The sequence below is a fragment of the Bartonella krasnovii genome, from assembly GCF_003606345.3.
Lineage (GTDB): Bacteria > Pseudomonadota > Alphaproteobacteria > Rhizobiales > Rhizobiaceae > Bartonella > Bartonella krasnovii.
On the sequence record NZ_CP031844.2, the window covers coordinates 1,963,368 to 1,990,135 of the forward strand.

The 26,768-nt window shown below is 38.8% G+C and carries 22 protein-coding genes and 1 pseudogene; 7 read left to right on the forward strand and 16 right to left on the reverse strand.

Translation table 11 applies throughout. The annotated features are described in order from the left end of the window. Nucleotides 1-358: 358 nt before the first annotated feature. The gene (locus D1092_RS08500; protein ID WP_174767374.1) at nucleotides 359-1,420 is read left to right on the forward strand and encodes a CobW family GTP-binding protein; all 1,062 of its coding nucleotides are present in this window, start codon (nucleotides 359-361) and stop codon (nucleotides 1,418-1,420) included. An 888-nt stretch (nucleotides 1,421-2,308) separates the two neighbouring features. Here the strand turns inward: D1092_RS08500 and D1092_RS08505 are convergent. The 4 genes from D1092_RS08505 to D1092_RS09585 all read right to left on the reverse strand — a co-directional run bounded on the left by D1092_RS08505 (nucleotide 2,309) and on the right by D1092_RS09585 (nucleotide 5,229). After that, a complete protein-coding gene (locus tag D1092_RS08505; protein WP_120121485.1) occupies nucleotides 2,309-3,058 on the reverse strand; it encodes a L,D-transpeptidase family protein in 750 nt (249 codons plus the stop codon). Between the two features lie 39 nt (nucleotides 3,059-3,097). Further along, the gene (locus D1092_RS08510) at nucleotides 3,098-4,054 is read right to left on the reverse strand and encodes an acetyl-CoA carboxylase carboxyltransferase subunit alpha (protein ID WP_120121486.1); all 957 of its coding nucleotides are present in this window, start codon (nucleotides 4,052-4,054) and stop codon (nucleotides 3,098-3,100) included. A 78-nt stretch (nucleotides 4,055-4,132) separates the two neighbouring features. After that, a complete protein-coding gene (locus D1092_RS08515) occupies nucleotides 4,133-5,071 on the reverse strand; it encodes a tyrosine recombinase (RefSeq protein WP_120121488.1) in 939 nt (312 codons plus the stop codon). Further along, entirely contained in the window at nucleotides 5,068-5,229 is a 162-nt protein-coding gene (locus D1092_RS09585; protein WP_167309324.1) for a hypothetical protein, read from the reverse strand. Before D1092_RS09585 ends, D1092_RS08515 begins: the two co-directional genes overlap by 4 nt. A gap of 95 nt (nucleotides 5,230-5,324) precedes the next feature. Between D1092_RS09585 and D1092_RS08520 the strand changes: the two are divergent. The 4 genes and pseudogenes from D1092_RS08520 (at nucleotide 5,325) to D1092_RS08535 (ending at nucleotide 8,264) form a co-directional block, all read left to right on the forward strand. Beyond that, nucleotides 5,325-5,958 (forward strand): annotated as a pseudogene (locus D1092_RS08520) (shikimate kinase). Continuing rightward, a complete protein-coding gene (gene aroB / locus D1092_RS08525; RefSeq protein WP_120121491.1) occupies nucleotides 5,933-7,066 on the forward strand; it encodes a 3-dehydroquinate synthase in 1,134 nt (377 codons plus the stop codon). Before D1092_RS08520 ends, aroB begins: the two are co-directional and overlap by 26 nt. Nucleotides 7,067-7,470: 404 nt before the next feature. Then, the gene (locus D1092_RS08530) at nucleotides 7,471-7,854 is read left to right on the forward strand and encodes an MliC family protein (RefSeq protein WP_120121493.1); all 384 of its coding nucleotides are present in this window, start codon (nucleotides 7,471-7,473) and stop codon (nucleotides 7,852-7,854) included. 17 nt (nucleotides 7,855-7,871) lie between these two features. Continuing rightward, a complete protein-coding gene (locus D1092_RS08535; RefSeq protein WP_120121495.1) occupies nucleotides 7,872-8,264 on the forward strand; it encodes an MliC family protein in 393 nt (130 codons plus the stop codon). 16 nt (nucleotides 8,265-8,280) lie between these two features. On the opposite strand, the gene mnhG is transcribed toward D1092_RS08535, so the two are convergent. The 7 genes from mnhG to D1092_RS08570 all read right to left on the reverse strand — a co-directional run bounded on the left by mnhG (nucleotide 8,281) and on the right by D1092_RS08570 (nucleotide 15,063). Further along, on the reverse strand, nucleotides 8,281-8,691 hold the full coding sequence (gene mnhG / locus D1092_RS08540) for a monovalent cation/H(+) antiporter subunit G (RefSeq protein WP_120121496.1): 411 nt from the start codon (nucleotides 8,689-8,691) through the stop codon (nucleotides 8,281-8,283). Continuing rightward, nucleotides 8,688-8,969, reverse strand: a complete 282-nt coding sequence (locus D1092_RS08545) for a K+/H+ antiporter subunit F (protein ID WP_120121498.1) — start codon at nucleotides 8,967-8,969, stop codon at nucleotides 8,688-8,690. Before D1092_RS08545 ends, mnhG begins: the two co-directional genes overlap by 4 nt. After that, on the reverse strand, nucleotides 8,969-9,451 hold the full coding sequence (locus D1092_RS08550) for a Na+/H+ antiporter subunit E (RefSeq protein ID WP_120121500.1): 483 nt from the start codon (nucleotides 9,449-9,451) through the stop codon (nucleotides 8,969-8,971). The genes D1092_RS08545 and D1092_RS08550 overlap by 1 nt, the downstream gene beginning before the upstream one ends. Further along, complete coding sequence (locus D1092_RS08555; protein WP_120121501.1) at nucleotides 9,448-11,070, reverse strand: monovalent cation/H+ antiporter subunit D; 1,623 nt, start codon at nucleotides 11,068-11,070, stop codon at nucleotides 9,448-9,450. The genes D1092_RS08550 and D1092_RS08555 overlap by 4 nt, the downstream gene beginning before the upstream one ends. Then, nucleotides 11,070-11,411 (reverse strand): Na+/H+ antiporter subunit C, encoded by a 342-nt coding sequence (locus D1092_RS08560; RefSeq protein WP_005774297.1) that lies wholly within the window; start codon nucleotides 11,409-11,411, stop codon nucleotides 11,070-11,072. Before D1092_RS08560 ends, D1092_RS08555 begins: the two co-directional genes overlap by 1 nt. Then, nucleotides 11,411-14,332 (reverse strand): monovalent cation/H+ antiporter subunit A, encoded by a 2,922-nt coding sequence (locus D1092_RS08565; RefSeq protein WP_120121503.1) that lies wholly within the window; start codon nucleotides 14,330-14,332, stop codon nucleotides 11,411-11,413. The genes D1092_RS08560 and D1092_RS08565 overlap by 1 nt, the downstream gene beginning before the upstream one ends. A gap of 233 nt (nucleotides 14,333-14,565) precedes the next feature. Continuing rightward, entirely contained in the window at nucleotides 14,566-15,063 is a 498-nt protein-coding gene (locus D1092_RS08570) for a BA14K family protein (RefSeq protein WP_120121505.1), read from the reverse strand. A 154-nt stretch (nucleotides 15,064-15,217) separates the two neighbouring features. Here D1092_RS08570 and D1092_RS08575 point away from each other — a divergent pair, with 154 nt between their 5' ends. Both D1092_RS08575 and D1092_RS08580 read left to right on the forward strand, forming a co-directional pair. Beyond that, complete coding sequence (locus tag D1092_RS08575) at nucleotides 15,218-16,315, forward strand: carboxynorspermidine decarboxylase (protein ID WP_120122720.1); 1,098 nt, start codon at nucleotides 15,218-15,220, stop codon at nucleotides 16,313-16,315. Nucleotides 16,316-16,375: 60 nt separating this feature from the next. Beyond that, nucleotides 16,376-17,614 carry a saccharopine dehydrogenase family protein gene (locus D1092_RS08580; RefSeq protein ID WP_120121507.1) on the forward strand — a complete coding sequence of 413 codons (1,239 nt, stop codon included), beginning with the start codon at nucleotides 16,376-16,378 and terminating at the stop codon, nucleotides 17,612-17,614. Between the two features lie 1,173 nt (nucleotides 17,615-18,787). Here the strand turns inward: D1092_RS08580 and lpdA are convergent. The 5 genes from lpdA to sucC form a co-directional block, all read right to left on the reverse strand. Then, nucleotides 18,788-20,194, reverse strand: a complete 1,407-nt coding sequence (gene lpdA, locus D1092_RS08585; protein ID WP_120121508.1) for a dihydrolipoyl dehydrogenase — start codon at nucleotides 20,192-20,194, stop codon at nucleotides 18,788-18,790. A 31-nt stretch (nucleotides 20,195-20,225) separates the two neighbouring features. Beyond that, nucleotides 20,226-21,437, reverse strand: coding sequence for a 2-oxoglutarate dehydrogenase complex dihydrolipoyllysine-residue succinyltransferase (odhB, locus tag D1092_RS08590; protein ID WP_120121510.1), 1,212 nt, complete (start codon nucleotides 21,435-21,437; stop codon nucleotides 20,226-20,228). A 32-nt stretch (nucleotides 21,438-21,469) separates the two neighbouring features. Beyond that, nucleotides 21,470-24,469, reverse strand: coding sequence for a 2-oxoglutarate dehydrogenase E1 component (locus D1092_RS08595; protein ID WP_120121512.1), 3,000 nt, complete (start codon nucleotides 24,467-24,469; stop codon nucleotides 21,470-21,472). Nucleotides 24,470-24,634: 165 nt separating this feature from the next. Next, complete coding sequence (gene sucD / locus D1092_RS08600) at nucleotides 24,635-25,537, reverse strand: succinate--CoA ligase subunit alpha (protein ID WP_120121513.1); 903 nt, start codon at nucleotides 25,535-25,537, stop codon at nucleotides 24,635-24,637. Between the two features lie 3 nt (nucleotides 25,538-25,540). Further along, on the reverse strand, nucleotides 25,541-26,737 hold the full coding sequence (gene sucC, locus D1092_RS08605) for an ADP-forming succinate--CoA ligase subunit beta (RefSeq protein ID WP_120121515.1): 1,197 nt from the start codon (nucleotides 26,735-26,737) through the stop codon (nucleotides 25,541-25,543). Nucleotides 26,738-26,768: the final 31 nt, after the last annotated feature.

Genomic DNA, 26,768 nt, shown 5'->3' on the forward strand with positions numbered 1-26,768 from the left:
CGTTTCTCCAAAACCACAAATATCGTAAAATTCTCTCATTTCAAATCCATATCTATTGATATCAATTAAAATCAATCTCTTTCACGTCACAAGGTGGATGAGAATATAGATAAAATAATCAAAGTAAGGAATTAAAACTCTTTCTATAAGGCCTTTCAAGTGCGAAGAATTATCATAAACATGAATACTAAAAAGTAACATGATTGCACCCGCACTTATCTTTATAAACTTAAAAGTAGCAATAAAATGGATTTCGTAGGCAATTATCCATCACATCTTCCTCATGGGCCCCCATTGTGAATGGGGTTGACGTCATAAGATATGTTTCTTTAAAATACAACCACGGTTGATGATTAAAATGAAAATAAAGCGCATTCCTCTCACGCTTATTACTGGTTTTTTAGGCTCTGGCAAAACAACTTTGCTCAACCGTATGCTACAAGATCCTCTCTTAACGGAATGTGCTGTTATCATCAATGAATTCGGCGAAATCAGTATTGACCACCTTCTGGTTGAAAAGACGACAGAAGGAATTATTGAGCTTGCCAATGGTTGCTTATGCTGCAATTTACGCAGTGATCTCGTTGATACATTAACGGATTTAATCAATCGCATCCAGACAGGACAGATCAAACAACTCAATCACATTATCATTGAAACAACAGGGATGGCTGATCCCGCCCCTATTTTACAAATACTTTTAAGCCACCCGTTGTTTATTCAAACACTGTCCATAAATGCTGTTCTTGCAACATTTGATACATTAAGCACACTTTCCATATGTGAGCGCTATCCTGAAATATATAAACAATTAATCCTTGCTGATAAAATTATTCTCACCAAAACAGATCTTATGGGCCCACAATCCCTTTCAAATACGCTCCTTAACACACTCAAAAGAATGAATCCCACAGCACAAATCATTGATGCCTATTCTGAAGATTTCTGCTCAAATCTATTAATAAATCACACATTATGGAATGAAAAAGGAGAAAATACACATCTTAAGAAAAATCTTACGACGGCTTTACATGATCATCCCTCTCATAAAACCATTCGCACCTTTTCACTAGACTGTGAGGATCTTGTTGATTATGCTACAATTGAAGCTTTTTTAGATCTCTTACAAGACCGTTATGGTGCAAAATTACTCCGTATTAAAGCAATAATCGCATTACGTGATGATCCTTATCGCCCCCTTGTATTACACGGCGTACAAACATTTTTTCACCCCCCCATAAGACTGCCATCATGGCCAAAAGGAGTAAAACAAACACGTTTTGTCATCATTGCTGATGGTGTTGAAAAAGAAGCGATACAAAAACTTCTCAATGCTTTTTTTAATAAACCAGCCATAGATACTGCAGACAAAACAGCTCTCTTAGAAAACCCTCTCATCATTCCAGGAATAAAATTTTAATTCACCCCTATAACGTTAAATCCGTTGATCCATAACTTCTTTACGCTTAAAAAAAACAAAAAAGCTTCACCATAGATTTTCTAGCCCCCAATGTTTAGTAGCTCTTGGTACGTGAGACAATTTCACTAGAAACATTTTTATTGTACAGTTTTATCTATGCAGCATTTTCTGCTTGTAATGTACAAGCGAATAATTTTGATTGATTCAAGATAAACAGATTTTCAGATAAAAGACCTCATGAATTTAAGCTCTTATTCAAATGGAAAAAAGTTATAAATTACCATTATAAATTAAATTATTATGATAAAATTTTTTAATACTTACTAATCTGTAATTAGGTTATTTTCTCTCAATATACGCTTCATCTGCAAATAACTTCATGTGATTCATTTCACAATCCTATTGGACACATTTTTGGTTTTAAATATTCCGCTCAACTCTATATTTCCCGAACTGATTGAAATAAAATCTGCTTAAGTTTAGGCAAAAAACTAATATCAGACAGAAGCAATATCGTCTTTTTAGATGTATGCATATATCTTATCACCCAAGCAGGATAAGATAATATTTTACAGCATGAAACAATAAAATCCTAAAATATTATCTTATTGAAAATAAAAAGAGAGGTGCATTTTATATTAACCTAATCTCCACTAAAAAACCAAAATTGCCACACTTATTGGTCTGCAAAGAACCCAACTTCTCTGAGCCAATTGCTCTTAGTCTTCCTACACTTTATTTAATGTACTGACATAAAGCTCTATGAAAAAACTCAACGCTTTAAAATATGGACGCACCCTTAAACATCCCATATTAAAGTTTTTGCATATCCTGTCCCGCCATCATCATAAGCAATGGCATTTCACGATGTAGCAGAATAAAATAATACTACTTCATTAAAGAAACTGAAGTTTTATCAATATCGCGATTAAAAATGTAACGTTTTTCATACACTTCAACGACTGGAGGTTGACGATTTTCTTCAAAAAAATCATAACCTTTCTTAAGCATAACCCAAAATGAGTAATGAGGATCATTGCTATGACGTAACATGTTATCCTTGGTCATGCGGAAAGGAAAAGCCTGCAACTGGAATGCTCTTTGTCCTCCTTTAAAAGCATCCCGCGCAAAAGCATAAATTTGAGCCATATTCTTATCACTCATAGAATAACAACCGGCAGAAAAGCAAGAGCCATGCACCATAAGATTGCTCCCTGTACGACCATTTTCCTGATCATAAAGGTTAGGAAACCCTATATTAAAAGAAAGATAATATTTTGAATAAGGATTCATTTGCTTTGCTGTAATCGTATAAAAACCTTCCGGTGTCTGAAGATCCCCTTCTTTATATTTAGGTCCAAGCTTACCAGACCATTTACAAATACCATAGCGTGCAACCAAGATAAAAGGACCGGAACGAGATTGCTTCCAAACTTCAGCAAGATTTTCTTCCTTGAAAAAGCGCATCACAATTGGTGCATAAGGATCAATATCATACAAAGCCATTCTATTCTGGATTTCTTGCGGAAGAGGCTGCTCAACTTTAGCGCGAATAGAAGCTGGTAATCTCCCTTTACAGGCTGTCAATATTCCCATTACACACAACACACACAAAGCAAGGAATCTGTTAAATGTCATCGAAAAAACTCCAATCCAACAACCCTCATAAAAAACAACTTATGTTAATGACCGACCAATTTGAAGATATTTTTCCCTTCGTTCCTGTTTAAGAACTTCACCATCTTTTCCAGCCATAGCTTTTAAAGCCTCTGAAATAATTTCACCCGTTGCATCAATGGCAATCTCTTTATCACGATGTGCTCCTCCTAAAGGCTCTGAAATAATGCCATCAATAATCTTTAAGCGAAGCAAATCTTGAGCGGTAATACGCATATTCATTGCAGCATCTTTTGCACGCGCTGGATCACGCCATAAAATAGAAGCAGCTCCTTCTGGAGAAATAACCGAGTAAATGGCATGTTCCAACATATAAACTTTATTGGCAGCCGCAATTGCTATTGCCCCCCCAGAACCACCTTCTCCAATAACAACAGATACAACAGGAACCTTTAGGCGCAAAGTTGCGGCTGTTGATTGAGCAATGGCTTCTGCTTGCCCACGTTCTTCAGCGCTTACCCCAGGATAAGCACCCGCCGTATCGACAAAAGTAAGGAGTGGCAAACCAAATCGGTCAGCCATTTCCATAATACGAACAGCTTTACGATATCCTTCTGGACGTGCAGAACCAAAATTATAGCGCAAACGTGTTTGCGTATCGTGACCTTTCTCTTGACCAATGTAAGCTACTGCTTCCCCCTTAAAGCGCGCGAACCCAGCTTGAACAGCCTCATCTTCAGCAAACTTTCGATCGCCTGCCAAAGGTGTAACATCACTCAATAGGCGTTTAGAATAGTCCATAAAATGCGGACGGTCAGGATGACGAGCAACTTGTGTTTTTTGCCACGGAGATAATTTTTTATAGAGATCGCGCAATGCCGTTTTGGAACGTGTTTCAAGACGTGCAATCTCGTCACTCATATCAAGACTGTCTTTTTCCTGAGAAATTTTTTTTAATTCAAGAATTTTTCCATCAAGATCAGCAACTGGTTTTTCAAAATCAAGATAATTATGCATTCTGTACCAACTCATTCAGTGTCACTTATACACTTATAATTTTCTTTATAAAGTCTTTTCTAAAACATCACCTTTTCTTTAGCGAGCCTTTTGCTCATCGGCAAGTGGATGATGCTCATTAACGAGACGATAAAGTCCTTCTTCCAACACATGGGTATAAATCTGAGTGGTAGAAATATCAGAATGGCCTAACAAATGTTGAACGGCACGCAAATCAGCACCATTTTGCAAAAGATGGCTAGCAAAAGCATGACGCAATACATGGGGAGAAAAGCTTTCACTTTTTATTCCAGCCCTTTTAGCAAGATTTTTTAATTCCCGCGCAACAACTTGACGTGCAATATAGCCTGTTTCTGAATGGGCCGGAAAAAGATAAAGGCTTTTCGCATCTTCTCCCTGATCACGTAAATCCAACCACTGCAAAAGAACTTGATAGGCTTTTTTTGATAACAGCACCATTCGTTCTTTTTTTCCCTTACCGCGAACCAAAATACTGTATGCTTTCCCTCGAACAGCCTGCACAGGCAGACTCACCAACTCACTAATGCGTAATCCTGTTGCATAAAGCATTTCGCTCAACAGCTGAAGACGCAATGCGCGCAGATAATCCTTAGATCCATAATCTGCTTGATTAACCTCCACCTGCGCCAAATCAAGAAATTTTATCACCGCATCTTCACTGATAATTTTGGGCAAAGGACGCCCTTGGCGAGGGGCATCAATATCATTGGAAGGATCATCTACTCTTAATCCCTCTGCATAAAGAAACTGATAAAATTGACGCAATGTTGATAAACGGCGCGCTTGTGACGTTGCTGCAAAACCAAATGTATGCATGAGCGACAAAAGACCAATGAGGTCCCCTTTTTGTGCTGAAAGGAGCGAAACCGAATGCGAAGACAATTCCTCTTGCGCCCACTGTAAATCATGCTGATAAGCCGCAAGTGTATGAGCAGAAGCGCCTCGCTCAGCACTCATCATTTCAAGAAAACGCTCTATCACAATATTACTTTTCATTGATTCATTCTCAAAGAAAGAGCCTGCGAATCTAAAGGGACATCAACAGACATATCCACAGTTACAGGTTCAACAAAAACGACAAGAATGATCATTATACTAAAAAGAATAGCAAACAAAATGAAAAGAATCATCAAAAGTCTGGTTAATGTTGGCATAAAATAATAAACTTCCCCAAATACTCTATCTCTTATTTTATCTTATAAAGATTAACAGGAATTGACTTTAAAACAGATAAATGCCGAAATAAGCTATGAAAAGTAACCGACCCCAACATCCGTCTCTCTTACAAATAAAAAGACAAATCTTATCATCTCTTGATAAACGCGCTCTTGTGTTTGTTGGTCTTATGGGAGCAGGAAAATCAGTCATCGGAAAACGCGTTGCCACCATGCTTGATTTACCCTTTTATGATTCTGATCAAGAAATTGAAAAAGCTTCAAAAATGACCATCACCGAACTCTTTAAAATTTATGGTGAATCAGAATTCCGCGCTCTTGAACAGCGTGTTATTCTCAATCTTATAAAAAAAAGTCCTCTCATTTTAGCAACGGGTGGCGGTGCTTACATAAATCAATATACACGAAAAGCCATTCATCAAAATGCTATATCGATCTGGCTCAAAGCCGACCTTGATATCCTCATGCAACGTGTCTCAAAGCGCAAAACGCGCCCCCTTCTCCAAACAGAAAACCCTAAAGAAACCATGCAAAAGCTCATGGACCAGCGTTATCCTATTTATGCAAAGGCAAACTTAACAATTCACACGCATAAAGAAAGCTGTCTTACCGTGGCAAAAAATGTCATACGGTCTATACATCACTACCTCGATACAGAAAAATAACCACAGGAACAACAAGCATGCAAACCAAAACCGTTACTGTTAAACTGGACAAGCGCTGTTACGATATCATCATTGGACCCAATCTCATTGAGCAAGCAGCTTTACAAATTAAGCATTCTCTTCAGAAAACGGATTTTCATCAAACACGTTTGGCAATTGTTACAGATAGCAATGTTGCACCTCTCCATTTGGATCCATTACAAGCAGAATTAACCAAAAATAAAATCCATACTGTCCCTATTATTGTAGAAGCAGGGGAACAATCAAAGTCATTTTCAACCTTGCAAACTGTCATCGATCAAATTCTTGCCGCACGCTTAGAAAGAGGTGACTGTGTGATTGCTTTTGGTGGCGGTGTCATTGGAGATCTAGCAGGATTTGCCGCAAGTATGATACGCCGCGGCATGAATTTCATTCAGATGCCCACAACGCTTCTTGCACAAATTGATTCTTCTGTTGGTGGCAAAACAGGCATCAACAGCCGATATGGTAAAAATCTTATTGGTGCTTTTTATCAACCGCAATGCGTTATTGCTGACACATCTGTTCTTGATACACTCCCACCACGCCAATTTCGCGCAGGTTATGCAGAAATGGTCAAATATGGTCTTATTAACCAACCTGAATTCTTTGCATGGCTTGAAAAAAACGGACAAAAAATTTTCTCCAATGGCCCCATGCGAACAGAAGCCATTGTTCGCTCATGCCAATTTAAAGCAGCCATAGTCGCCCGCGATGAATACGAAACAGGAGAGCGCGCACTCTTAAATCTCGGTCATACCTTTGGACATATGCTTGAAACAGCAACCTCTTATGATTCTAAGCGTTTAATTCACGGTGAAGCTGTAGCAATTGGAATGATTCTGGCACATCAATTCTCTTCACAACTGAATCTATGTGACCCCACACTCATAGATCGTATCGAAACACACCTTAAAGCTGTAGGTTTACCTACACGGTTAAAGGATATCCCAGGAGATCTACCAAATGTTGAAACATTGATGACTCTCATTGCTCAAGATAAAAAAGTTTCACAAAACAATTTGACCTTTATTTTAACACGAGGACTTGGCCAATCATTTATTGCAAAAAATATTCCATCAGATGCAGTTTTATCCTTTTTGGAACAAAAATTAACAGAAATTCGTTAATTCATATTGAATATAATTGATTCGTTTTTATACTTCTATTAAAGGAATAGTTATGATGATGTCTGCGTAGCTCAGTAGGATAGAGCACAGGATTCCTAAAGTAATTGGGCGCCTTGAGGAGAAATCCTCAAAGCGGATCTGCTCAAATTCGGGGAAAGCTTCATGGGCAAAGCTATATGCCAATCCCGAGCCAAGCCTCTCCTCACATGAGAGGAAGGTGTAGAGACTGAACGGGCAGCACCTAAAAGGCGCAAGCTTTATGGTGAAGAGACAGTCCAGACCACAAACAGCTTTTAACGCTGGCGGTGAAAACCGAAGTGGTATGAATCCTGGGGTCGCAGGTTCGAATCCTGCCGTAGACACCATCTTATTAAGACAAATCACTTTTCATATAGGGAAGCGTTATGAAAAAAACTCTACAAATTTTAGGATTTTTTTCCTCTTTATTATTTTTCAATGTTAGCAGCACCTTCGCTGCTGCTTTAGTCATTGAAGTGTCAGGTAATCCAGAAAAACAAACCATAACCTATCAATGTGAGATGGGTACAAATAAAGAACGCGTTGAAGCAACCTATTACAACGCTGACGATATTTCATTGGTTGATTTTAAATGGCAAGGCGATCGTATTATCGCTGCGAATGTTATTGCTGCTTCTGGGGCAAAATATGTAGGGGAGCAGTATATCTGGTGGGAGAAAAATAAAGAAGTAACACTTTATGATCTTACCCAAGATCCAGAAGAAAAAAAGCCCATCCTCTGTAAGGATGAATCACTGTTGTTATTTTAAATAACTGAGGAAATATCATGAAAAAAATTGCTTTTATTGTAGGATTTTTTATTTCTTTCAGCCTACCGCTATTCAATTCACTTAATGCTTTTGCTGGCTCTTTAGTTATTGAGGTGCCAGATGATCCAGAGCCAACAACAGAAGTTACGACCTATCAATGCGGAACAGGTACAAGTAAAGAGCATGTTGAAGTAACCTATCTCAATGCGGGTAGTATTTCACTTGTTGATTTCAAATGGCAAGAAAAGCGCATCATCGCTTCCCGCAGCATAAGTGCTTCTGGAGCAAAATATATGGGAGGACCCTATATATGGTGGACAAAAGGAAACGAAGCTACGCTTTCTGATCTCATTAATGATCCAGAAGAAAAAAATCTTATTCAATGTGTAGAAGAACAAAAAACAGAATAAAAAAAGCTTATGGGTTTTAAGAATCGCTCTGGCTCGTGTCACATGACGTTTCGTCGGAAGCGGAGGTTTGTTTTTCCATCTGACGTGATAAAAGGGCCAGCGGTTTTTCTAATTTATTTTCTGAATAGTGTCGATAAGCCGCTGCTTGTGATACCAACATAGAAGCGGCCGGTATTGTTACAAGTAAAAAAATCATCAACAAAAATTCGTGAAAAACAAAATGATGATCTACAAAAGTTGAATAAAGAAACGACGCAACAAGAATACTACCAGCGCCCCAACTTGTACTGAGTGAAAGCATATGTAAACGCTTATAAAATGTGGGAAGGCGCACCAATCCTATCGTTCCAATCAACGTGAGTCCCGATCCTAAGATCAAAAAAACCGTAACGGCAATAGCAACAATAAGCGATACATCATCCTTCATTCAATAATCTCCCCTCGCATGAGGAATTTTGCCAACGCAATACTTGATACAGGACCTAATAAGCCGACAATAAGAGCTGCCACAAAATAAATGGTTGTCCCTGACCGGATATCGAATGTCAGAAATAAAAGAATAGTGATTATATAAAGGGCATCCAACCCCACAATCCGATCTTGCGCTCGTGGACCACGAATCAACCGAAACAGTGCGAGAATCATTGCCAAACTTAAAAAAAATTGTGAAAGATAAAGCCCCCAATAAAGGATCACCATACTCATTAAAAAATCTCCAAAAGTAATTGCTCATAGCGTTTTTTGATCAATTTTTGGTAATTATATCCATTTTCAAAATTTAAGACATGAAGCAAAAGTTCACTATTCTTTCTATTATAGGCAATCCAAATAGTCCCTGGAGTTGCTGAAAGAATACATGCCAAAACAGCTAAAGCTGTGCGACTTTCAAGCGAAATGGGCACCACAATAAAACCAGACTGCTGTGTTCGAGATCTTTTGGTTAAAACGAAGTAAGCCACAGCAATATTTGAAATAATAGAATCAATAAATACACGAAAAAACAGTTTAAAAACGGCACGCCAACTTTTAATCGTTATTTTTTCCGGCTCAAGAAGCCGCATCATCCAGCCCCCAAATAAAGCAATGATAATGCCTAAAAGCAGTTGACCAAAACTAAAACCATTTAAGATCAGCCACATAAAAATAATTGCCAAGCTAGAAAAAGAGAAAAAATAACGGTATTTCACTGATAAATCCCTCTATTTTCAAGAGAAAAATCATCTAAAACGCTGCCAATATAATTTTGAGGCTCATGCAAAGTTTTAGCTGTTTCAAACATATAACGACTAACAGGACCAGCAACAATTGTAATAAGAAAACACAAAGCAAGCAGAACGGCAATAGGGGCAAATTCAATCACTTGCACCCGTGGAATCCTCCCTTCAAGAGAGATCCAGAAAGTTCGAATGCCCGTTCGTGTCATCGCAATAAACGCCGCAAAACCAGAGAGAGTGACAAAAATCATAAAAAGCCAATCATAATAAGCGGGTAGAGAGGGAGAAATATTTTCTTTACTATGGTTTAAGAGTGCCACAAACATCATAAATTTAGAAACAAAACCAGAAAAAGGAGGCAGACCAATAATCAAAAGTGCACAAAAGCCAAAACAAGCTCCAAGAATTGCCAAAGTTACGGGTAAATAAGTTCCTACTTCATCTTCTTCCTCTTCTTCATCGTCCCCATAAACTTCCATTGTCACCGTCAAAACATTAGCTGCAACATCTTGACAGCGTTCAACCAACTCCACCAAAAGAAAAAAAGCACCCAGTGCCAAAGTTGAGGAAACAATATAAAAGAGTGCTCCTGCGATCAGCGCTGTATTACCGATCCCAATTGCGCTCAACAATGTCCCAGAAGAGACCAAAACACTATAAGCTACCAAACGTACCAAGATTTGGCTTGCCAACACCCCAATAAAACCAAAAGCCATAGTGGCAAGCCCACCGTAAAACAAAACCGTTTGACCAAAATGGTTAAAATGTCCACTTTCTGGTCCAAACCATAACAATGTTAAGCGTAAAATAATATAAATACCGACTTTGCTTAAAAGTGCAAAAGAAGCCCCAACAGGTGCTACCGCTGCACTATAAGTTGGCATCAACCAAAAATTCAATGGCCACACCCCTGCTTTAATTAAGAAAGCAATTCCCAAAAAGGCCGCCCCTATTTCAAATAAAGTCATATCGCTAGAAGCTATATATTGCATTTTTACAGCCAAATCAGCCATATTGAGGGTACCTACAATTCCATAAATAAGTGCCGTACCAACGAGAAAAAACAACGAAGCAACCAGATTAATCACGATATAATGCAACCCAGCACGCACACGTAACGGGCCAGAACCATGCAACGCAAGCCCATAAGAGGCTGTTAACATCACTTCAAAAAATACAAATAAATTAAATAAATCACCTGTTAAAAAAGCACCATTTATTCCAACCATGAAAAATTGCATCAATGACTGAAAATGAGGACCCGCTTTATACCAATGAGCCCGCGCAAAAACCAACGAGGCGCTGATCAACAAGCTAGAAAGCAAAAGCATCATAGCACTTAAGCGATCAAGCACCAAAACAATACCAAAAGGAGAAGGCCAATTACCAAGCCGATAAACATCCACAGCTGGCGCAACTTCAAGAGCACGCATCACCAATAAAACAGCAATAACAACCAACAATACGGCAGAAAAAATACTTATGAGTGATTTCAGTTTTGAACGACGTTCATCATAGAAAAGAAGAAGGGCTCCAGTACTTAACGGCAAAAGAATCGGCACGATAAGAAGGTGATGCACACAAGCTTCCATCACTGTACCTCACGTCCATCAACGTGATCTGAGCCTGTTAAACCGCGTGAAACCAACAAGATAACCAAAAAGAGGGCTGTCGTTGCAAAACCGATCACAATTGAAGTTAAAACCAAAGCCTGAGGAAGAGGATCAACATAATTCGCCGGATTGATAGCCATCGTAGGATCAACAATTGGCGCTGCATTACTGCGTGGTCTACTCATTGCAAAGATGAAAAGATTAACACCATAGGATATCAAGGATAAACCAAGAATGACTTGAAAAGTTCGGGGGCGCAAAATGAGCCAAATTCCAGATCCGACAAGAACGCCAATGGCCAAAGAAAGAATAATTTCCATTAATTTTCCTTCTCTTTTAAAGTAGGTTTTTTACCGATTCGGTAACTACGAATGGATTGATGTGCAAGGGCAATTAAAATGAGAATTGTTGCTCCCAACACAAGGGAAAACACACCAAAATCAAACAAAAAAGCAGATGCTATAGGAATCTTTCCAATCAATGGCATATGAATATATTGGAAAAATGATGTTAAAAAAGGGTACCCAACAAACAAAGCCCCTGCTCCCGTGACAACCGATAGCAATAAGCCAAAGCCCATCCAGCGTAAAGGCAAAACTCTTAAATGATTTTCCACCCAACGAATATCACGCGCAAGATACTGCAAAATAAAGCCTATAGCTAAAGTTACCCCTCCGACAAATCCCCCTCCAGGAAGATCATGTCCTCGCACAAATAAATAAAAGGAAAAAGCAATAATAACGGAAAAGAGCCACCCCATAATAACAGAAGGAATAGCCAGATAGTTTAAGATTGTATCCCCCACGTTTCGATCCGGTTGTGCTTTATCAAAAGCTTCCTGAACACGTTGTTGAAACGGCGGCTCAATACTTTCAGGAGCAGGACGGAATCGACGCAAAAGAGCAAAGACAGTTAAAGAAACACCCACCAAAACCACAACTTCTCCCATCGTATCAAAACCACGAAAATCCACTAACAATACGTTCACAACATTGCGACCACCAGCACCAGAGTAAGCATTTTTCAGAAAAAAATTAGAAACCGTTGTCCCTTGAGGACGTGTCATCATCGCAAAAGAGAGCCATGCAACACCAGCACCTCCTATAATTGCTAAGATGAAATCACGGGCGCGACGTAAACGCACTCCAAAATGAACAGACGTTGGAGAAGAGTTATACACACGCTTAGGCAACCAACGCAAACCAAGCAATAATAAAACAGCTGTCACCACTTCAACAACCAATTGTGTTATAGCCAAATCGGGCGCAGAAAGCCATAAAAAGGTTGCACACATCATTAACCCTGCTCCCCCCAAAAGCATGAGAGATGCAAGACGATGAAACTTTGCTTGCCAAGCGACTAAAAGCGCGCACAATCCACCGACCAGCCAAATAACAAGGAAAGGAATGTCAAGTGGAAAAAGCGGTAGCCCTCCTAGTACAATTAAACCATCATGCCAAAGCAAAAGACCAACAAAAATAAAACATACAGTAAAAATCCAGTGTAACTGAATTTGCAAACGACGTGTTGACAAAAGAGCTTCCACCGCACGTGCCCATTTCCAAGAAATAATCACAAGAATGCGTTCAAAAATACGCGGTCCTTTCAAATGACGAAAAAAGGGAGCACCATCATCACAAGATAAAAAATAACGCCGCCCGACAACATAGAGCAAGCCCCCTCCTAATAAAGCCACCAAGCTCATCATTAATGGCGTATTAAACCCATGCCAAACAGCCAAGCTATAAGAGATCGTCATCGGTCCCAAAACAGATACAACAGCATTATCTAAGATAGGCCCGATTGTAAAATTAGGAAAAATACCAACGGCCAAACAAATAAACACCAAAAGTTCCATGGGTAAACGCATAAAGTGTGGTGGTTCATGCGGTATTTTAGGTAATTCGTCCGATTTTGGTCCCCAAAAGACCCCATGAATAAAACGTATAGAATAGGTTACACTAAACAGGCTAGCAAGTGTTGCTACATAGGGAGAAATCCAGTCAAGCCATGATTCCATGTGCGTTTCAACAGCTTCAGCAAAAAACATTTCTTTTGATAAAAAACCATTGAGCAAAGGAACACCAGCCATTGCCGCACTTGCTACTAAAGCAAGCGTTGCTGTAATCGGCATAGAGCGATAAAGACCTGTTAGCTTACGCATATCACGTGTTCCCGTTTCGTGATCAATAATGCCGGCCGCCATAAATAAAGACGCTTTAAAAGTAGCATGATTGGCCATATGAAAGATTGCTGCAACACACGCAAGGGGACTCCCAAGACTTAAAAGCGTGGTAATCAATCCAAGATGACTAATCGTTGAGTAAGCAAGCAGTCCCTTTAAATCTTGCTGAAACATAGAAAAATAGGCGCCAAGCAACAATGTTGAAAGTCCTGAAAAGCCAACCATCCAAAACCAAGATTCTGTCCCAGAAAGCACGGGCCATAAACGAACTAACAAAAACAACCCTGCTTTCACCATCGTTGCCGAATGCAAATAAGCCGATACGGGTGTTGGAGCTGCCATCGCATTAGGCAACCAAAAATGAAAAGGAAACTGTGCGCTTTTTGTTAATCCACCCAATAAAATACAAATAAGGGCAGGGATATAAAGCGAACTTGATCGGATTACATCTCCAGACTGTAAAATTTTATCCAGATCAAAACTACCAACAATATACCCAATCAATAAAATCCCAATAAAAAGGGCAAAACCACCAAAACCTGTAATCGTTAAAGCCATACGCGCCCCTTCACGCGCACTGGCATTATGATACCAATAACCAATCAACAAAAAAGAAAAAATACTGGTGAGTTCCCAGAAAACAACCAAAAAGATGAGATTACCTGATAAAACAACCCCTGTCATTGAGCCCATAAAGGCTAGAAAAAAAGAAAAAAAACGTGGTACAGAATCCGCAGGATCCATATAATAACGGGCATAAACAACGACAAGCAGCCCAATTCCTGTAATGAGCAAGCAAAAAAGCCACGACAGACCATCCATCCGGAGGATCAAATCACCTCCCCATTCTGGAAGCCAAGGAATATTTAAACGAATAATATGATTGCCGCGAATTGCTGGATAAAGCATGATTGTAAAAAGAAGGCTAAAAAGAGCAATGCCTCCAGCAAACCACGCTTCATTATTTTTTGCTGTCGAACGAAAAAAGCCAATAATAGCACTTCCACCAAAGGGAAGCAAAATGAGCAATATCAACATTGCTTCCCGTATTGTCATTCTTTCAGCTCCATCCTATCTTTAATATTTTGTCATTGACAAAACAAAAGTTTATATCTTCCCCCCCCATTTTACACTTAACGATAATAAGATTTAATAAAACTTAAAAGTATTTAAATTTTTCAAAAAAACAATGCTTGCATGAAAATGCTGCATACCAAACAAGCTTTCTTTTTATTGTAAGAACAATAACACTCACGACAAGAAGCAATTAAAATTTTATTTAATTATTTCTATCCTTTAAAAAAGTGCGATAAGCACTGTTTACGAGGACCATGAAAAGGCTGAAAACTATTATCATTTTTATTATAAGAGCGATAACGGGAACGACAAGATTCGATATGCTTTTTAAGCATCCATGGCTCTTCTTTTTCTAATTTTTCTGAAGAAGACGTTAAAAAGATTCTTTTCGCACCTGATACAACTTTTAATGACGCACCTTTTGTGCTTAAGTGCGGTGATATAACAAAAGCCGCTTCAGGATACCACCAGTTATCTTTATACTTAACATAACCACGCCGATAATGATGATAACCCTTAAAACCATTAAGTTCTCTACGCCCCGTAAAAATCAAAGGCTCCGAACTCTCTTGGACAGAGGTCTGAGAAACCAGTTTGGCTTTAGCATCACCTTTATTTTGCCCCAAATGAACAAGAGCAGTTGTTATAATGAAAATACTGCTCATAAATAAAAAAGCTAAAGCATAATATAATTTTTTTTTCATACGCAAAACTCAAACTAATAAATGACAGCCGTTACAGAAAGTTTTTCTATTACTAGACAGAAACAGTTTCTTTTCTTAAGATTCTTTTTTCTTGAGACATTCTGTTTGTACTAAACGCTGATCTCAAGAATAAGATCCTTAAAAAAAGAATGAATAAATGATGATAAAAACCCCCTACTATCTTATAGACAAATCAAAACTCATCAAAAATATGCAAATAATTTCTCGTTTACGAGAAATGTCCGGAGCAAAAGTTTTGCTTGCTTTGAAATGTTTTGCCACATGGAGTGTTTTTGATGTCATGTCTGAATTTATGGATGGAACCACCTCATCATCTCTTTATGAACTGCGTTTAGGAAGAGAAAAATTTGGCAAAGAAACCCATGCCTATTCGGTTGCTTGGGCTGATCACGAAATTGATGAAGCCTGTGGTTATGCAGATAAAATTATCTTTAACTCAATCCAGCAACTTCAACGCTTTTCTAATGCAACAAAAACCATTCAACGAGGTTTAAGATTAAATCCAGGCATCAGTGCATCCAATTTTGATCTTGCTAATCCCGCCCGCCCTTTTAGTCGCTTAGGAGAAACAAACCAAAGCGCTATTAAAGAAGTCCTACCTCTCATCAACGGCTTGATGATCCATAACAATTGTGAAAATGCTGACTTTAATCTTTTTAACCAAATGCTTGGAGTTATGGAAGAAAAGTTTTCAGAACTTTTTTCTGACGTAGATTGGATAAGCCTTGGTGGTGGAATTCATTTTACAGCTGAAAATTATCCTCTAGAAGCTTTCGCAGAACGCTTAAAACAATTTTCAGAAACTCATGGTGTCACTATTTTTCTAGAACCAGGAGAAGCCGCTATCACCAAAAGCACCACTTTAGAAGTCAGTGTTCTTGATACATTGTATAATGAAAAGAATCTTGCCATCGTTGATAGCTCAATCGAAGCACATATGCTTGATCTTCTCATTTACCGCGAAAATGCGAAATTAGAACCCAATCAAGGTCCGTATGAAATTATGGTCTGCGGCAAATCTTGCCTTGCTGGCGATATTTTTGGAACGTTTCAGTTTCAAAAACCTCTTAAAATAGGGGATAGACTGTCTTTTCAAGATGCAGCAGGTTATACAATGGTCAAGAAAAACTGGTTTAATGGCGTTGCAATGCCTGCCATTGTCATAAAAGAATTTGATGGTACACTAACGCTTCAACGTCAATTTAACTATCATGATTATCAGATAAGTCTTTCATGAAAGAATAACCGTAAAAAACGATTATACAACAAACAGTATTGAAAAGGAGATGATCCCACGATGAAGAAAAATATTCTCATTATTGGTGCTGGAGGTGTTGCACAAGTTGTTGCCCACAAATGTGCTCAAAACAACGATATTCTTGGTGAAATTCATATTGCTTCACGAACTCTCAAAAAGTGTGAAGCCATTATTGCTTCCATTAAAGAAAAAAACACAATGAAAGAACAAGGTGTTCTTCAGAGTCACAAACTTGATGCAATGAATATAGAAGAAACTGTAAAACTTATCCAAAAAATCAAATGTGAAATTGTCATCAATGTTGGTTCAGCCTTTCTTAATATGTCTGTTCTTTCAGCTTGTATCGAAACCAAATGTGCTTATATCGATACTGCCATTCATGAAGATCCTCTTAAAATTTGTGAAACACCACCTTGGTATGGCAATTATGAATGGCCTCGGCGTCAAGAATGTGAACAAGCTGGTATCACGGCTATTTTAGGCGCTGGTTTTGATCCAGGCGTTGTAAATTCTTATGCAGCGTTAGCGCATAAATCTTATTTTGATAAGATCACTGATATCGATATCATTGACATTAATGCTGGAAGTCACGGACGTTGGTTTGCCACGAATTTTGATCCAGAAATTAACTTTCGTGAATTTACAGGACAAGTATGGTCATGGCAAAATAAAAAGTGGGTTTCCAATAAAATGTTTGAAATCAGCCATGAATGGGATCTTCCTGTTGTTGGAAAACAAAAAGCCTATATGACAGGACATGATGAAATTCATTCACTTTCCAAAAATCTTGATGTCCAAAATGTCCGCTTCTGGATGGGTTTTAGTGATCGTTACATCACTGTTTTTACCGTTTTGAAAAATCTTGGTCTCTTATCCGAACAGCCTGTTACAACAGCAGAGGGTCAAGAAGTCATTCCTTTAAAAGTTGTAAAAGCTGTCTTACCCGATCCTTCTTCTCTCGCTCCTGAATACACAGGAAAAACCTGTATCGGGGATCTTATCAAAGGTGAAAAAGATGGAAAACCAAAAGAAATTTTTATCTATAACATAGCCGATCACAAACAAGCTTTTCATGAAACCGGAGCACAAGGTATTTCCTATACAGCTGGTGTACCAGCAGCTGCAACAGCCCTTCTCATTGCCACAGGCGAATGGGATGTTAAAACAATGGTCAATGTAGAAGAATTACCTCCCCACCCTTTCCTCAAATATCTTGATCATATGGGGCTTCCCACCTTTATAAGAGAACAAGAAGAGAATAAAAAATTACAATTTTAAATTTATCTCTATAGAAAACATAGGTCTGTTTTTTTAATTATTACAAAACTGCCTCATGAAAAAAACTTCATATTCTTATGAAATTATGTTTTTTTCAAAAGTTTTAACTATGGGGCATGTTTTGGCAATATTGGGATTTCTTAAAAACTTTAAAGAAGATCCAGATCATCTTTTTAAGACAGAGCAAGCAACGATTAAAAAGAGAGTATTTCAATAAAAGATATAAAAATACCACCTTAAAAGGTGGTATTTTTCAAAATATTTAGAACCCTCTTGATCTTAAAAAGCAAAGATTCTTAACCCACACCAATCATTAAACAATCAGATTTCTTTTAAGAAAACGCCACTTTCCTTCACGCTTCATGTGTCTCGCATCATCTATAACTCATTAATTTATAACAATAAAACATCGTTTCTCTAAACAACGGTTTATAAATAATCCAGCTTCTTATCGAATACCTTTCGCTTGGCTTTCCACTGCATGAACTCTATAAGCAAACTTTTCTCTTAATATAAATTATAAGTATAATTTATTGTTGCGCACATTGAATGAGAGCTCCATACCCGTAGGATTTTCTCATAACAAATCTATTTATATTGAATTAATCAAAACCATTTTTTCTACATGTCAAAGCGGGAGGAATTCATATGAATAAAAGGATCGGCAAGAAAAAATACCTCTTATAAATGCTTTCAAATAGCCGAAAATTGTATAATTTTGAAGGCCCATAATTATAACTTATGGCGCCGATTTATACCTTTTATGAAGTATAAAGATGATAGCGCATAATAGGTTTTATATATTTCACGAAGAGCTTTACAGTTATACCATTCACGAGCATACTATCGCGAATAGATTTGAGAGATGTTTCCTTAAAACAAAGCACGCAAATGGGCTGAAAATCCTATCCCCAAATTTATAACAGGATAAAAATACCTCATATGTCAAATTTGATATAGACTAAATACAACTTCTTTAAACGAATGTGCACAACAGGGCAATTAATCAAAACAGCACAACAGAGATTTAAAACAAAAATTATTGAAAAGCACACAACAAATTAAGGAGAACACCTCGTACGATTGTTTTTATTCTCTCTCAAAACTTGTTGCATGCTTCACAAATATTTACTGTCCTCTTTGATCTTTTAAAATGTACGTTTTAAAAGCTTTTTAAATATGAAGCGGTTTAGCAAATGTTGCCAAGGCTGCTTCACGAACTGCTTCTGATAAGGTAGGATGAGCATGACAACAGCGCCCTAGATCCTCTGATGAACCACCAAATTCCATTAAAACCGCAATTTCGTGAATCATTTCACCGGCACCAAACCCAAGAATATGCCCCCCCAAAACCCGATCTGTTTTCTTATCAGCAAGGATTTTAACAAACCCATCACTCTTTTGCATTGCACGTGCACGACCATTGGCCATAAAAGGAAATTTGCCAACATTATATTCAATACCAGCTTCTTTCAGTTCTTCTTCTGTCTTTCCTACACTCGCAATTTCCGGCTGTGTATAAACAACACTAGGAATAACATCAAAATTAACATGCCCTTTTTGACCTGCCAAAATTTCTGCCACAGCAACGCCTTCTTCCTCTGCTTTATGCGCTAACATTGGTCCTTTTACGACATCACCAATCGCATAAATTCCAGGAACATTTGTCTGCCAATGAGCATCAATTGCAATAAAGCCGCGTTCATCTACCTGAACACCAGCCTCACTTAAGCCAAGCCCCTCCGTATACGGAGAACGCCCAGTCGCAATAAGCACAACATCAGCCTCTACGGTTTCAGATTCACCACCTTTAACAGATTCAAAGCTCACCTGAGCCGTTGAGCCCGATTGTGTAATGGCTGTTACCTTTGCACCCGTTTTATATTCAATCCCCTGTTTTTCCATTAACTTTTGAAACTGCCGTGAAACTTCACCATCCATTGAGCCCAAAACCTTATTCAGATATTCAATAATGGTCACCTTAGCCCCTAAACGGCTCCAAACTGAACCAAGTTCTGAACCAATGACGCCAGCACCCACGACAATCATACGCGATGGTACTTTTTCAAGAGAAAGAGCTCCGGTAGAAGAAACAATAGTCTTTTCATCAATTTCAACATTCACCCCTGGAATGCTTGAACTCTCTGAACCTGTAGCAATAATAATATTTTTTGTTTCAATTGTTTGTTTGTTACCATCTCTAGCAACAACTTCCACATGACCCGCACTCAAAATTTTGGCTGTTCCAAAAAAAGTATCAACTTTATTTTTTTTCATCAAAAAAGATACGCCACTTGTATTGGCTGTCACTACAGCTTTCTTATGAACCATCATTTGTTCAAGATTAAGCTTAGATTTGCCAATAGAAATCCCAAGCGTTTCAAAACCATGCTGGGTTTCAGCAAACACTTCTGAAGCGTGTAACAATGCTTTAGAAGGTATACAACCAACATTGAGACATGTTCCCCCTAATGTTGTACGTTTTTCAATAATCGCTACTTTAAGCCCTAGTTGTGCCGCCTTTATTGCCGCGACATAACCACCTGGCCCCGCTCCGATCACAGCCACATCATAAGACATCCGTTTCTCCTTTCATCCTGAAAACTGTATTTTACAAGTCAAGAACAAGGCGTTCCGGATCTTCTAAGCTTTCCTTAACACGCACAAGGAAAGTTACAGCTTCTTGCCCATCCACAATACGGTGATCATAAGAAAGCGCTAAATACATCATGGGGCGGATTACAACTTGGCCCTCGATAACCATTGCTCGCTCTTTAATCGCATGCATTCCCAAAATACCAGATTGTGGTGCATTCAAAATCGGTGTTGACATCAACGATCCATACACACCACCATTGGTAATGGTAAAAGTTCCGCCTTGCATATCAGAAACGGCTAATTTCCCATCACGCGCAAGACGTCCCAAACGACCAATCTCCTTTTCAATCTCTGCCAATGACATTTGATCTGCATCACGCACCACTGGAACGACAAGACCTTTATCCGTTCCAACAGCAATTCCAACATTGACATAGTTTTTGTAAACAATATCTGTTCCATCAATTTCGGCATTAACAGCAGGAAGTTCTTTTAATGCATGACAAACAGCTTTGGTAAAAAATCCCATAAAACCAAGTTTAACGCCATGCTTCTTTTCAAAAAGATCCTTATAACGCTTGCGCAAATCCATTATCGCCGACATATCAACCTCATTAAATGTGGTTAACATTGCAGCTACATTTTGCGCATCTTTAAGACGACGAGCAATTGTTTGACGCAATTTCGTCATACGAACCCGCTCTTCACGTGTTTCTGGGACAGAAACCATTGAAGAACCAGTTTCAGAGGAAGAAGGAGTAGGCGTTTTTGTTCCTTGTTCTAATCCACCAATAACATCTTCTTTAAGAATTTGTCCACGTTTTCCAGAACCTGAAATATCACTTTTTGCTACATTATTTTCAGCCATCAACTTTGCTGCTGAGGGTGAAGGAGGCATAGCACTACTCGAAGCAAGCTTCTCTGATTCAGATGAAACCTCTGGAACAGGTGTGACAGAAGGTGAAAATGATTGGCTAACACCGGCTTGGCCAGCTTCTACCGTTCCTAAAAGAGCTTTCACTTCAACCGTATCGCCTTCTTTTGCGATAATTTCAGATAATTTTCCAGCAACAGGAGAAGGAACTTCAACAGTTACCTTATCAGTTTCTAATTCAACCAAAGGCTCATCCATAGCGACAGCTTCACCCAGTTTTTTAAACCATTTGCCAACCGTTGCTTCGGTAACCGATTCGCCCAAAGTAGGAACACGGATTTCAGTAGTCATAATATTTTTCCATACATCAGAGTAGTAACAAATTAAGAACCTAACGCGTCTTTAAGAAACGCAGCCAGTTGTTCAAGGTGTTTCACCATTAACCCAGAGGCCGGTGATGCGCTCGCCGGACGTCCTGCATAACGAGCACGTGAATATTGCGCATTAATATGCGTCAAAACCCATTCCAAATAAGGCTCAATAAATGACCAAGCCCCCATGTTTTTTGGTTCCTCTTGACACCAAAAAACTTCTGCCTGCAAAAAGCGCGATAACACATTCACTAAAACTTTTGCAGGGAAAGGATACAACTGTTCAATACGAAGAAGATAAACATCATCAATACCCTTTTTTTCACGTTCTTCATAAAGGTCGTAATAAACCTTTCCTGTACAAAGAACGACACGGCGAATTTTATTATCTTTCTGCAACTTCACGACAGAATCTTTAAGACATTCTGCATCATCAAGCAATACACGAGAGAAGCTCGTTTCTGGCCCCATTTCATTGAGAAGAGAAACAGCTCGTTTATGACGCAAAAGTGATTTAGGTGTCATTAAAATCAATGGCTTACGAAAATCACGCTTAATTTGTCGACGCAAAATATGAAAATAATTTGCAGGTGTTGTACAATTAGCAACCTGCATATTATCTTCCGCACAAAGCTGAAGAAACCGCTCCAAACGCGCAGAAGAATGCTCTGGTCCTTGTCCTTCAAAACCATGAGGCAATAAGCACACAAGACCAGACATACGAAGCCATTTACGCTCTGCAGATGAAATAAATTGATCAAAAATGACCTGTGCACCATTAGAAAAGTCACCAAATTGTGCTTCCCAAAGTATTAATCCTCGTGGTTCAGCAAGAGAATATCCATATTCAAAACCAAGAACAGCTTCTTCAGAAAGCATGGAATTAACAACTTCATAAAGCGCTTGCCCCTTTTGTAAATGATTCAAGGGAATATAACGCGCTTCATTTTCTTGGTCATAAAGAACTGAATGACGTTGTGAAAAAGTTCCCCGTTCAACATCTTCACCCGAAAGACGAACCGGTGCTCCTTCTAAACAAAGTGAGCCAAAAGCGAGAGCCTCAGCGGTGGCCCAGTCAACACCCTCACCGGTTTCGAAAATTTTAGCACGATTGTTTAAAAAACGCTGTATCGTTTTATGAACATGAAAATTCTCTGGAATTTCGACAAGTTTCTGACCAATTTCCTTTAAAGTTTTTAATTCAACACCCGTTGTTCTAGAATGTTGCTCATCAGCATTATTAAAAGCTTTGAGCCCCGTCCAGCTTCCATCAAGCCAATCAGCCTTATTAGGTTTATAAGAAGCACTTGCTTCAAGCTCACTTTCAAGTTTATCGCGCCATGACTTTTTTTGTTGCTCAATCTCTTCTGAAGAAATCAGTCCTTCTGCGATCAATTGATCACTATAAAGCTGAAGAGTTGTTTTATGATTACGAATTGCTTTATACATAAGTGGCTGCGTAAAGGAAGGTTCATCGCCCTCATTATGTCCATAACGGCGATAACAAAACATATCAATGACCACCGGTTTATGGAAAATTTGACGAAACTCCATTGCTATTTTTGCAACAAAAACAACAGCTTCAGGATCATCACCATTCACATGGAAAATGGGAGCATCAATCATTTTTGCAACATCAGATGGATAAGGCGAAGAACGTGAAAAACGTGGCGCTGTTGTAAAACCAATCTGATTATTGATAATAACATGAAGTGAACCTGCAACACGATAGCCTTTAAGACCTGAAAGACCAAAAGTTTCTTGGATAACGCCTTGTCCTGCAAAAGCAGCATCACCATGAATAAGCAATGGCAACACTTTTGAGCGCTCACTCAATGGGAGTGAATCAGTGTGTGTGGGTCCAACAAGTTGATCTTGTTTAGCACGTGCTTTTCCCATAACAACCGGATCAACAATTTCAAGATGAGAGGGGTTAGCTAAAAGTGATAAATGCACTTTATTACCATCAAAATCCAAATCTGCCGTCGTTCCTAAATGATATTTAACATCACCTGATCCCTCTACATCATCAGGCTTATAAGATCCCCCTTTGAATTCATGAAAGATAGCTCTATGTGGCTTAGCGAGAACTTGTGAAAGAACATTTAAACGACCACGATGAGCCATTCCTAAGATAACTTCTTGCACCCCTAAAGCACTACCGCATTTAATAATCTGTTCAAGAGCAGGAATCAGCGCTTCACCACCATCAAGTCCAAAACGTTTTGTTCCTTTATATTTCGTATCTAAAAACTGTTCGAATCCTTCTGCTTCAATCAGTTTATTCAGGATAGCCTTCTTGTCTTGCTGTGTGAAAGCAATTTTTTTATCTCGCCCTTCAATACGTTCTTGAAGCCATGCTTTCTGGACAGGATCAGAAACATGCATATATTCTACACCGATTGTTGAACAATAGGTACGATTGAGAATTTCAAGCATTTGCGGAATAGTTGCATATTCCAATCCTAAAACATTATCAATAAAAATGGGACGCTCATAATCAGCAGGAGTAAAACCATAAGCTTCCGGAGAAAGCTCTTTATAATCTTCCAGCTTTTCTGCCAATTGAAGAGGATCAAGCTTTGCTCGAAGATGCCCCCGTGCTCGAAACGCCCGAATCATCATAATGGCATGAACAGAATCACGCGTTGCACGAATAATATCTTGCTCACTGAAAGTTTTTCCCTTTTGAGCGCCCCCTTTTGCTGCTTTTTCTTTTAATTTATCACCAAGATATTTTTCAAGAGAAGACCAATCACCATCAAGAGCAGAAACCAATTCACCATCTGGCTTTAATGGCCAATGATCACGCTGCCACGTTGCTCCTTCAGCATTTTTGAGAACATCTTCTTTGTTATCATGAAGGCCTTCAAAAAAAGCACGCCACTGTGAATCAACACTGGTAGGATCTTTTTCATACTGAGCATAAAGTTGATCTATATAATCCGCATTCCCACCATAAAGAAATGACGTTTGCGCAAAAAGACTATTTATCTCGTCCTGCCTTGCCATATACCTCTCCGGAACATCTATTCCGTCTCCTTATATCTTTCTTCGACCTTTAAATGCTTACAAAGCAGATAAGGAGTCGAACATTTAAAAAGTTTTACCTTTTTTATACTCAAGTTTTTTCACCTGAATTTAAGAAAATATTTCTTATTCAGGTGAAATTTTCTTTTAGCCTTTCAAAACTGACATCAAAGTCTTACCTATCTGTGATGGTGAAGGAGACACACGAATCCCTGCTGATTCCATTGCCGCAATTTTATCTTCTGCTCCACCTTTACCACCAGAAATAACAGCACCAGCATGCCCCATTGTGCGTCCTGGAGGAGCCGTACGACCAGCAATAAAGCCAACAACTGGCTTTTTACGACCTTTTCTTGCTTCATCTTGGAGAAACTGTGCAGCTTCTTCTTCAGCAGAACCACCAATTTCACCAATCATAACAATAGATTGAGTTTCATCATCCGCTAGAAACATTTCCAACACATCAATAAATTCAGTCCCCTTAACAGGATCACCCCCAATTCCTATAGCAGTTGTTTGTCCAAGACCTTCCTGACTCGTTTGAAAAACAGCTTCATAAGTTAAAGTTCCCGACCTTGAAACAACACCAACTGAGCCTTTTCTAAAAATAGAACCAGGCATAATACCAATTTTACATTCGTTTGGTGTAAGAATACCAGGACAATTAGGGCCAATAAGACGAGATTTTGAATTTTCTAATCGCGCCTTTACCTTGACCATATCCATAACGGGAATACCTTCCGTAATACAGATAATTAAACGAACTTCAGCTTCAATAGCTTCTATAATAGCTGCCGCAGCCCCTGCAGGAGGAACATAAATAACGGAAGCATCAGCACCTGTTTTTTCTTTTGCTTCTGCAACACTAGCAAAGATAGGAAGAGTTTCACCTTTTGACCCCTCCCATGTTTCTCCACCCTTTTTAGGATTAACACCACCAACCATTTGCGTACCATGATAAGCAAGCGCCTGTTCTGTATGAAATGTTCCTGTTTTTCCTGTAAGCCCTTGAACGAGAACTTTCGTCTCTTTATTCACAAGAATCGACATAACTTAAGCTCCCTTCACGGCTGCAACAATTTTTTGAGCAGCATCATCTAAATCATCAGCGGAAATAACATTCAAACCACTATCCTTGATAATTGCTTTACCCTGCTCAACATTTGTTCCTTCAAGACGAACAACTAAGGGAACCTTTAAACCAACTTCACGCACAGCAGCAACCACACCTTCAGCAATGACATCACAACGCATAATACCACCAAAAATGTTAACCAAAATGCCTTTAACATTTGGATCAGCTGTAATAATCTTAAAAGCAGCTGTCACCTTTTCTTTTGATGCGCCACCCCCAACATCCAAAAAATTTGCTGGTTCAGCTCCGTAAAGCTTAATGATATCCATGGTTGCCATTGCAAGACCCGCACCATTGACCATACAACCAATTGTACCCTCAAGAGCAACATAAGCAAGATCATGCTTTGAGGCTTCAATTTCTTTTGGATCTTCTTCTGAAAGATCGCGTAATTCTAAAATATCTGGATGACGAAACAATGAATTATTATCAAAAGAAACTTTTGCATCCAGGACGCGCAAGTGACCATCTTTCATCACAATAAGCGGATTAATTTCTAAAAGACTCATATCTTTTTCACAGAATGCCTTATAAAGAATTGGAAAAAGCTTTTCACCATCTTCTCGTGCACACCCTTGCAATCCCAATGCATCACAAAGTCTTCCACAATCAGCTGAGGTAACACCTTCGACAACCTCAATAGGAAGAGTGAAGATTTTTTCTGGTGTCTCTTCAGCAACCGCTTCAATATCCATTCCACCTTCTGTTGAAACAACAAAAGCAATCCGACCAACACTCCGATCAACCAAAAGTGAAAGATAAAGCTCGCGTTCAATATCGGCACCATCTTCAATATAAAGACGATTGACCTGTTTACCTTCTGGACCAGTTTGTTTGGTTACCAAAGTTTTACCCAACATTTCTTGAACATTTGCAACAACTTCTTCAACAGAATGTGCAAGCCGAACACCACCCTTTGCATCAGAACCAAGTTCTTTAAACTTACCCTTACCACGACCACCAGCGTGTATCTGACTTTTAACCACATAGAGAGGTCCGGGCAATTTTTTTGCCCATTTTTCAGCTTGCTCTACAGAATAAACAGCAACACCATTTGCAATGGGCGCTCCATATTCATGAAGAAGACGTTTAGCCTGATACTCATGGATATTCATGCATTTGTCCTTTTCTTTTATAGATTATCAT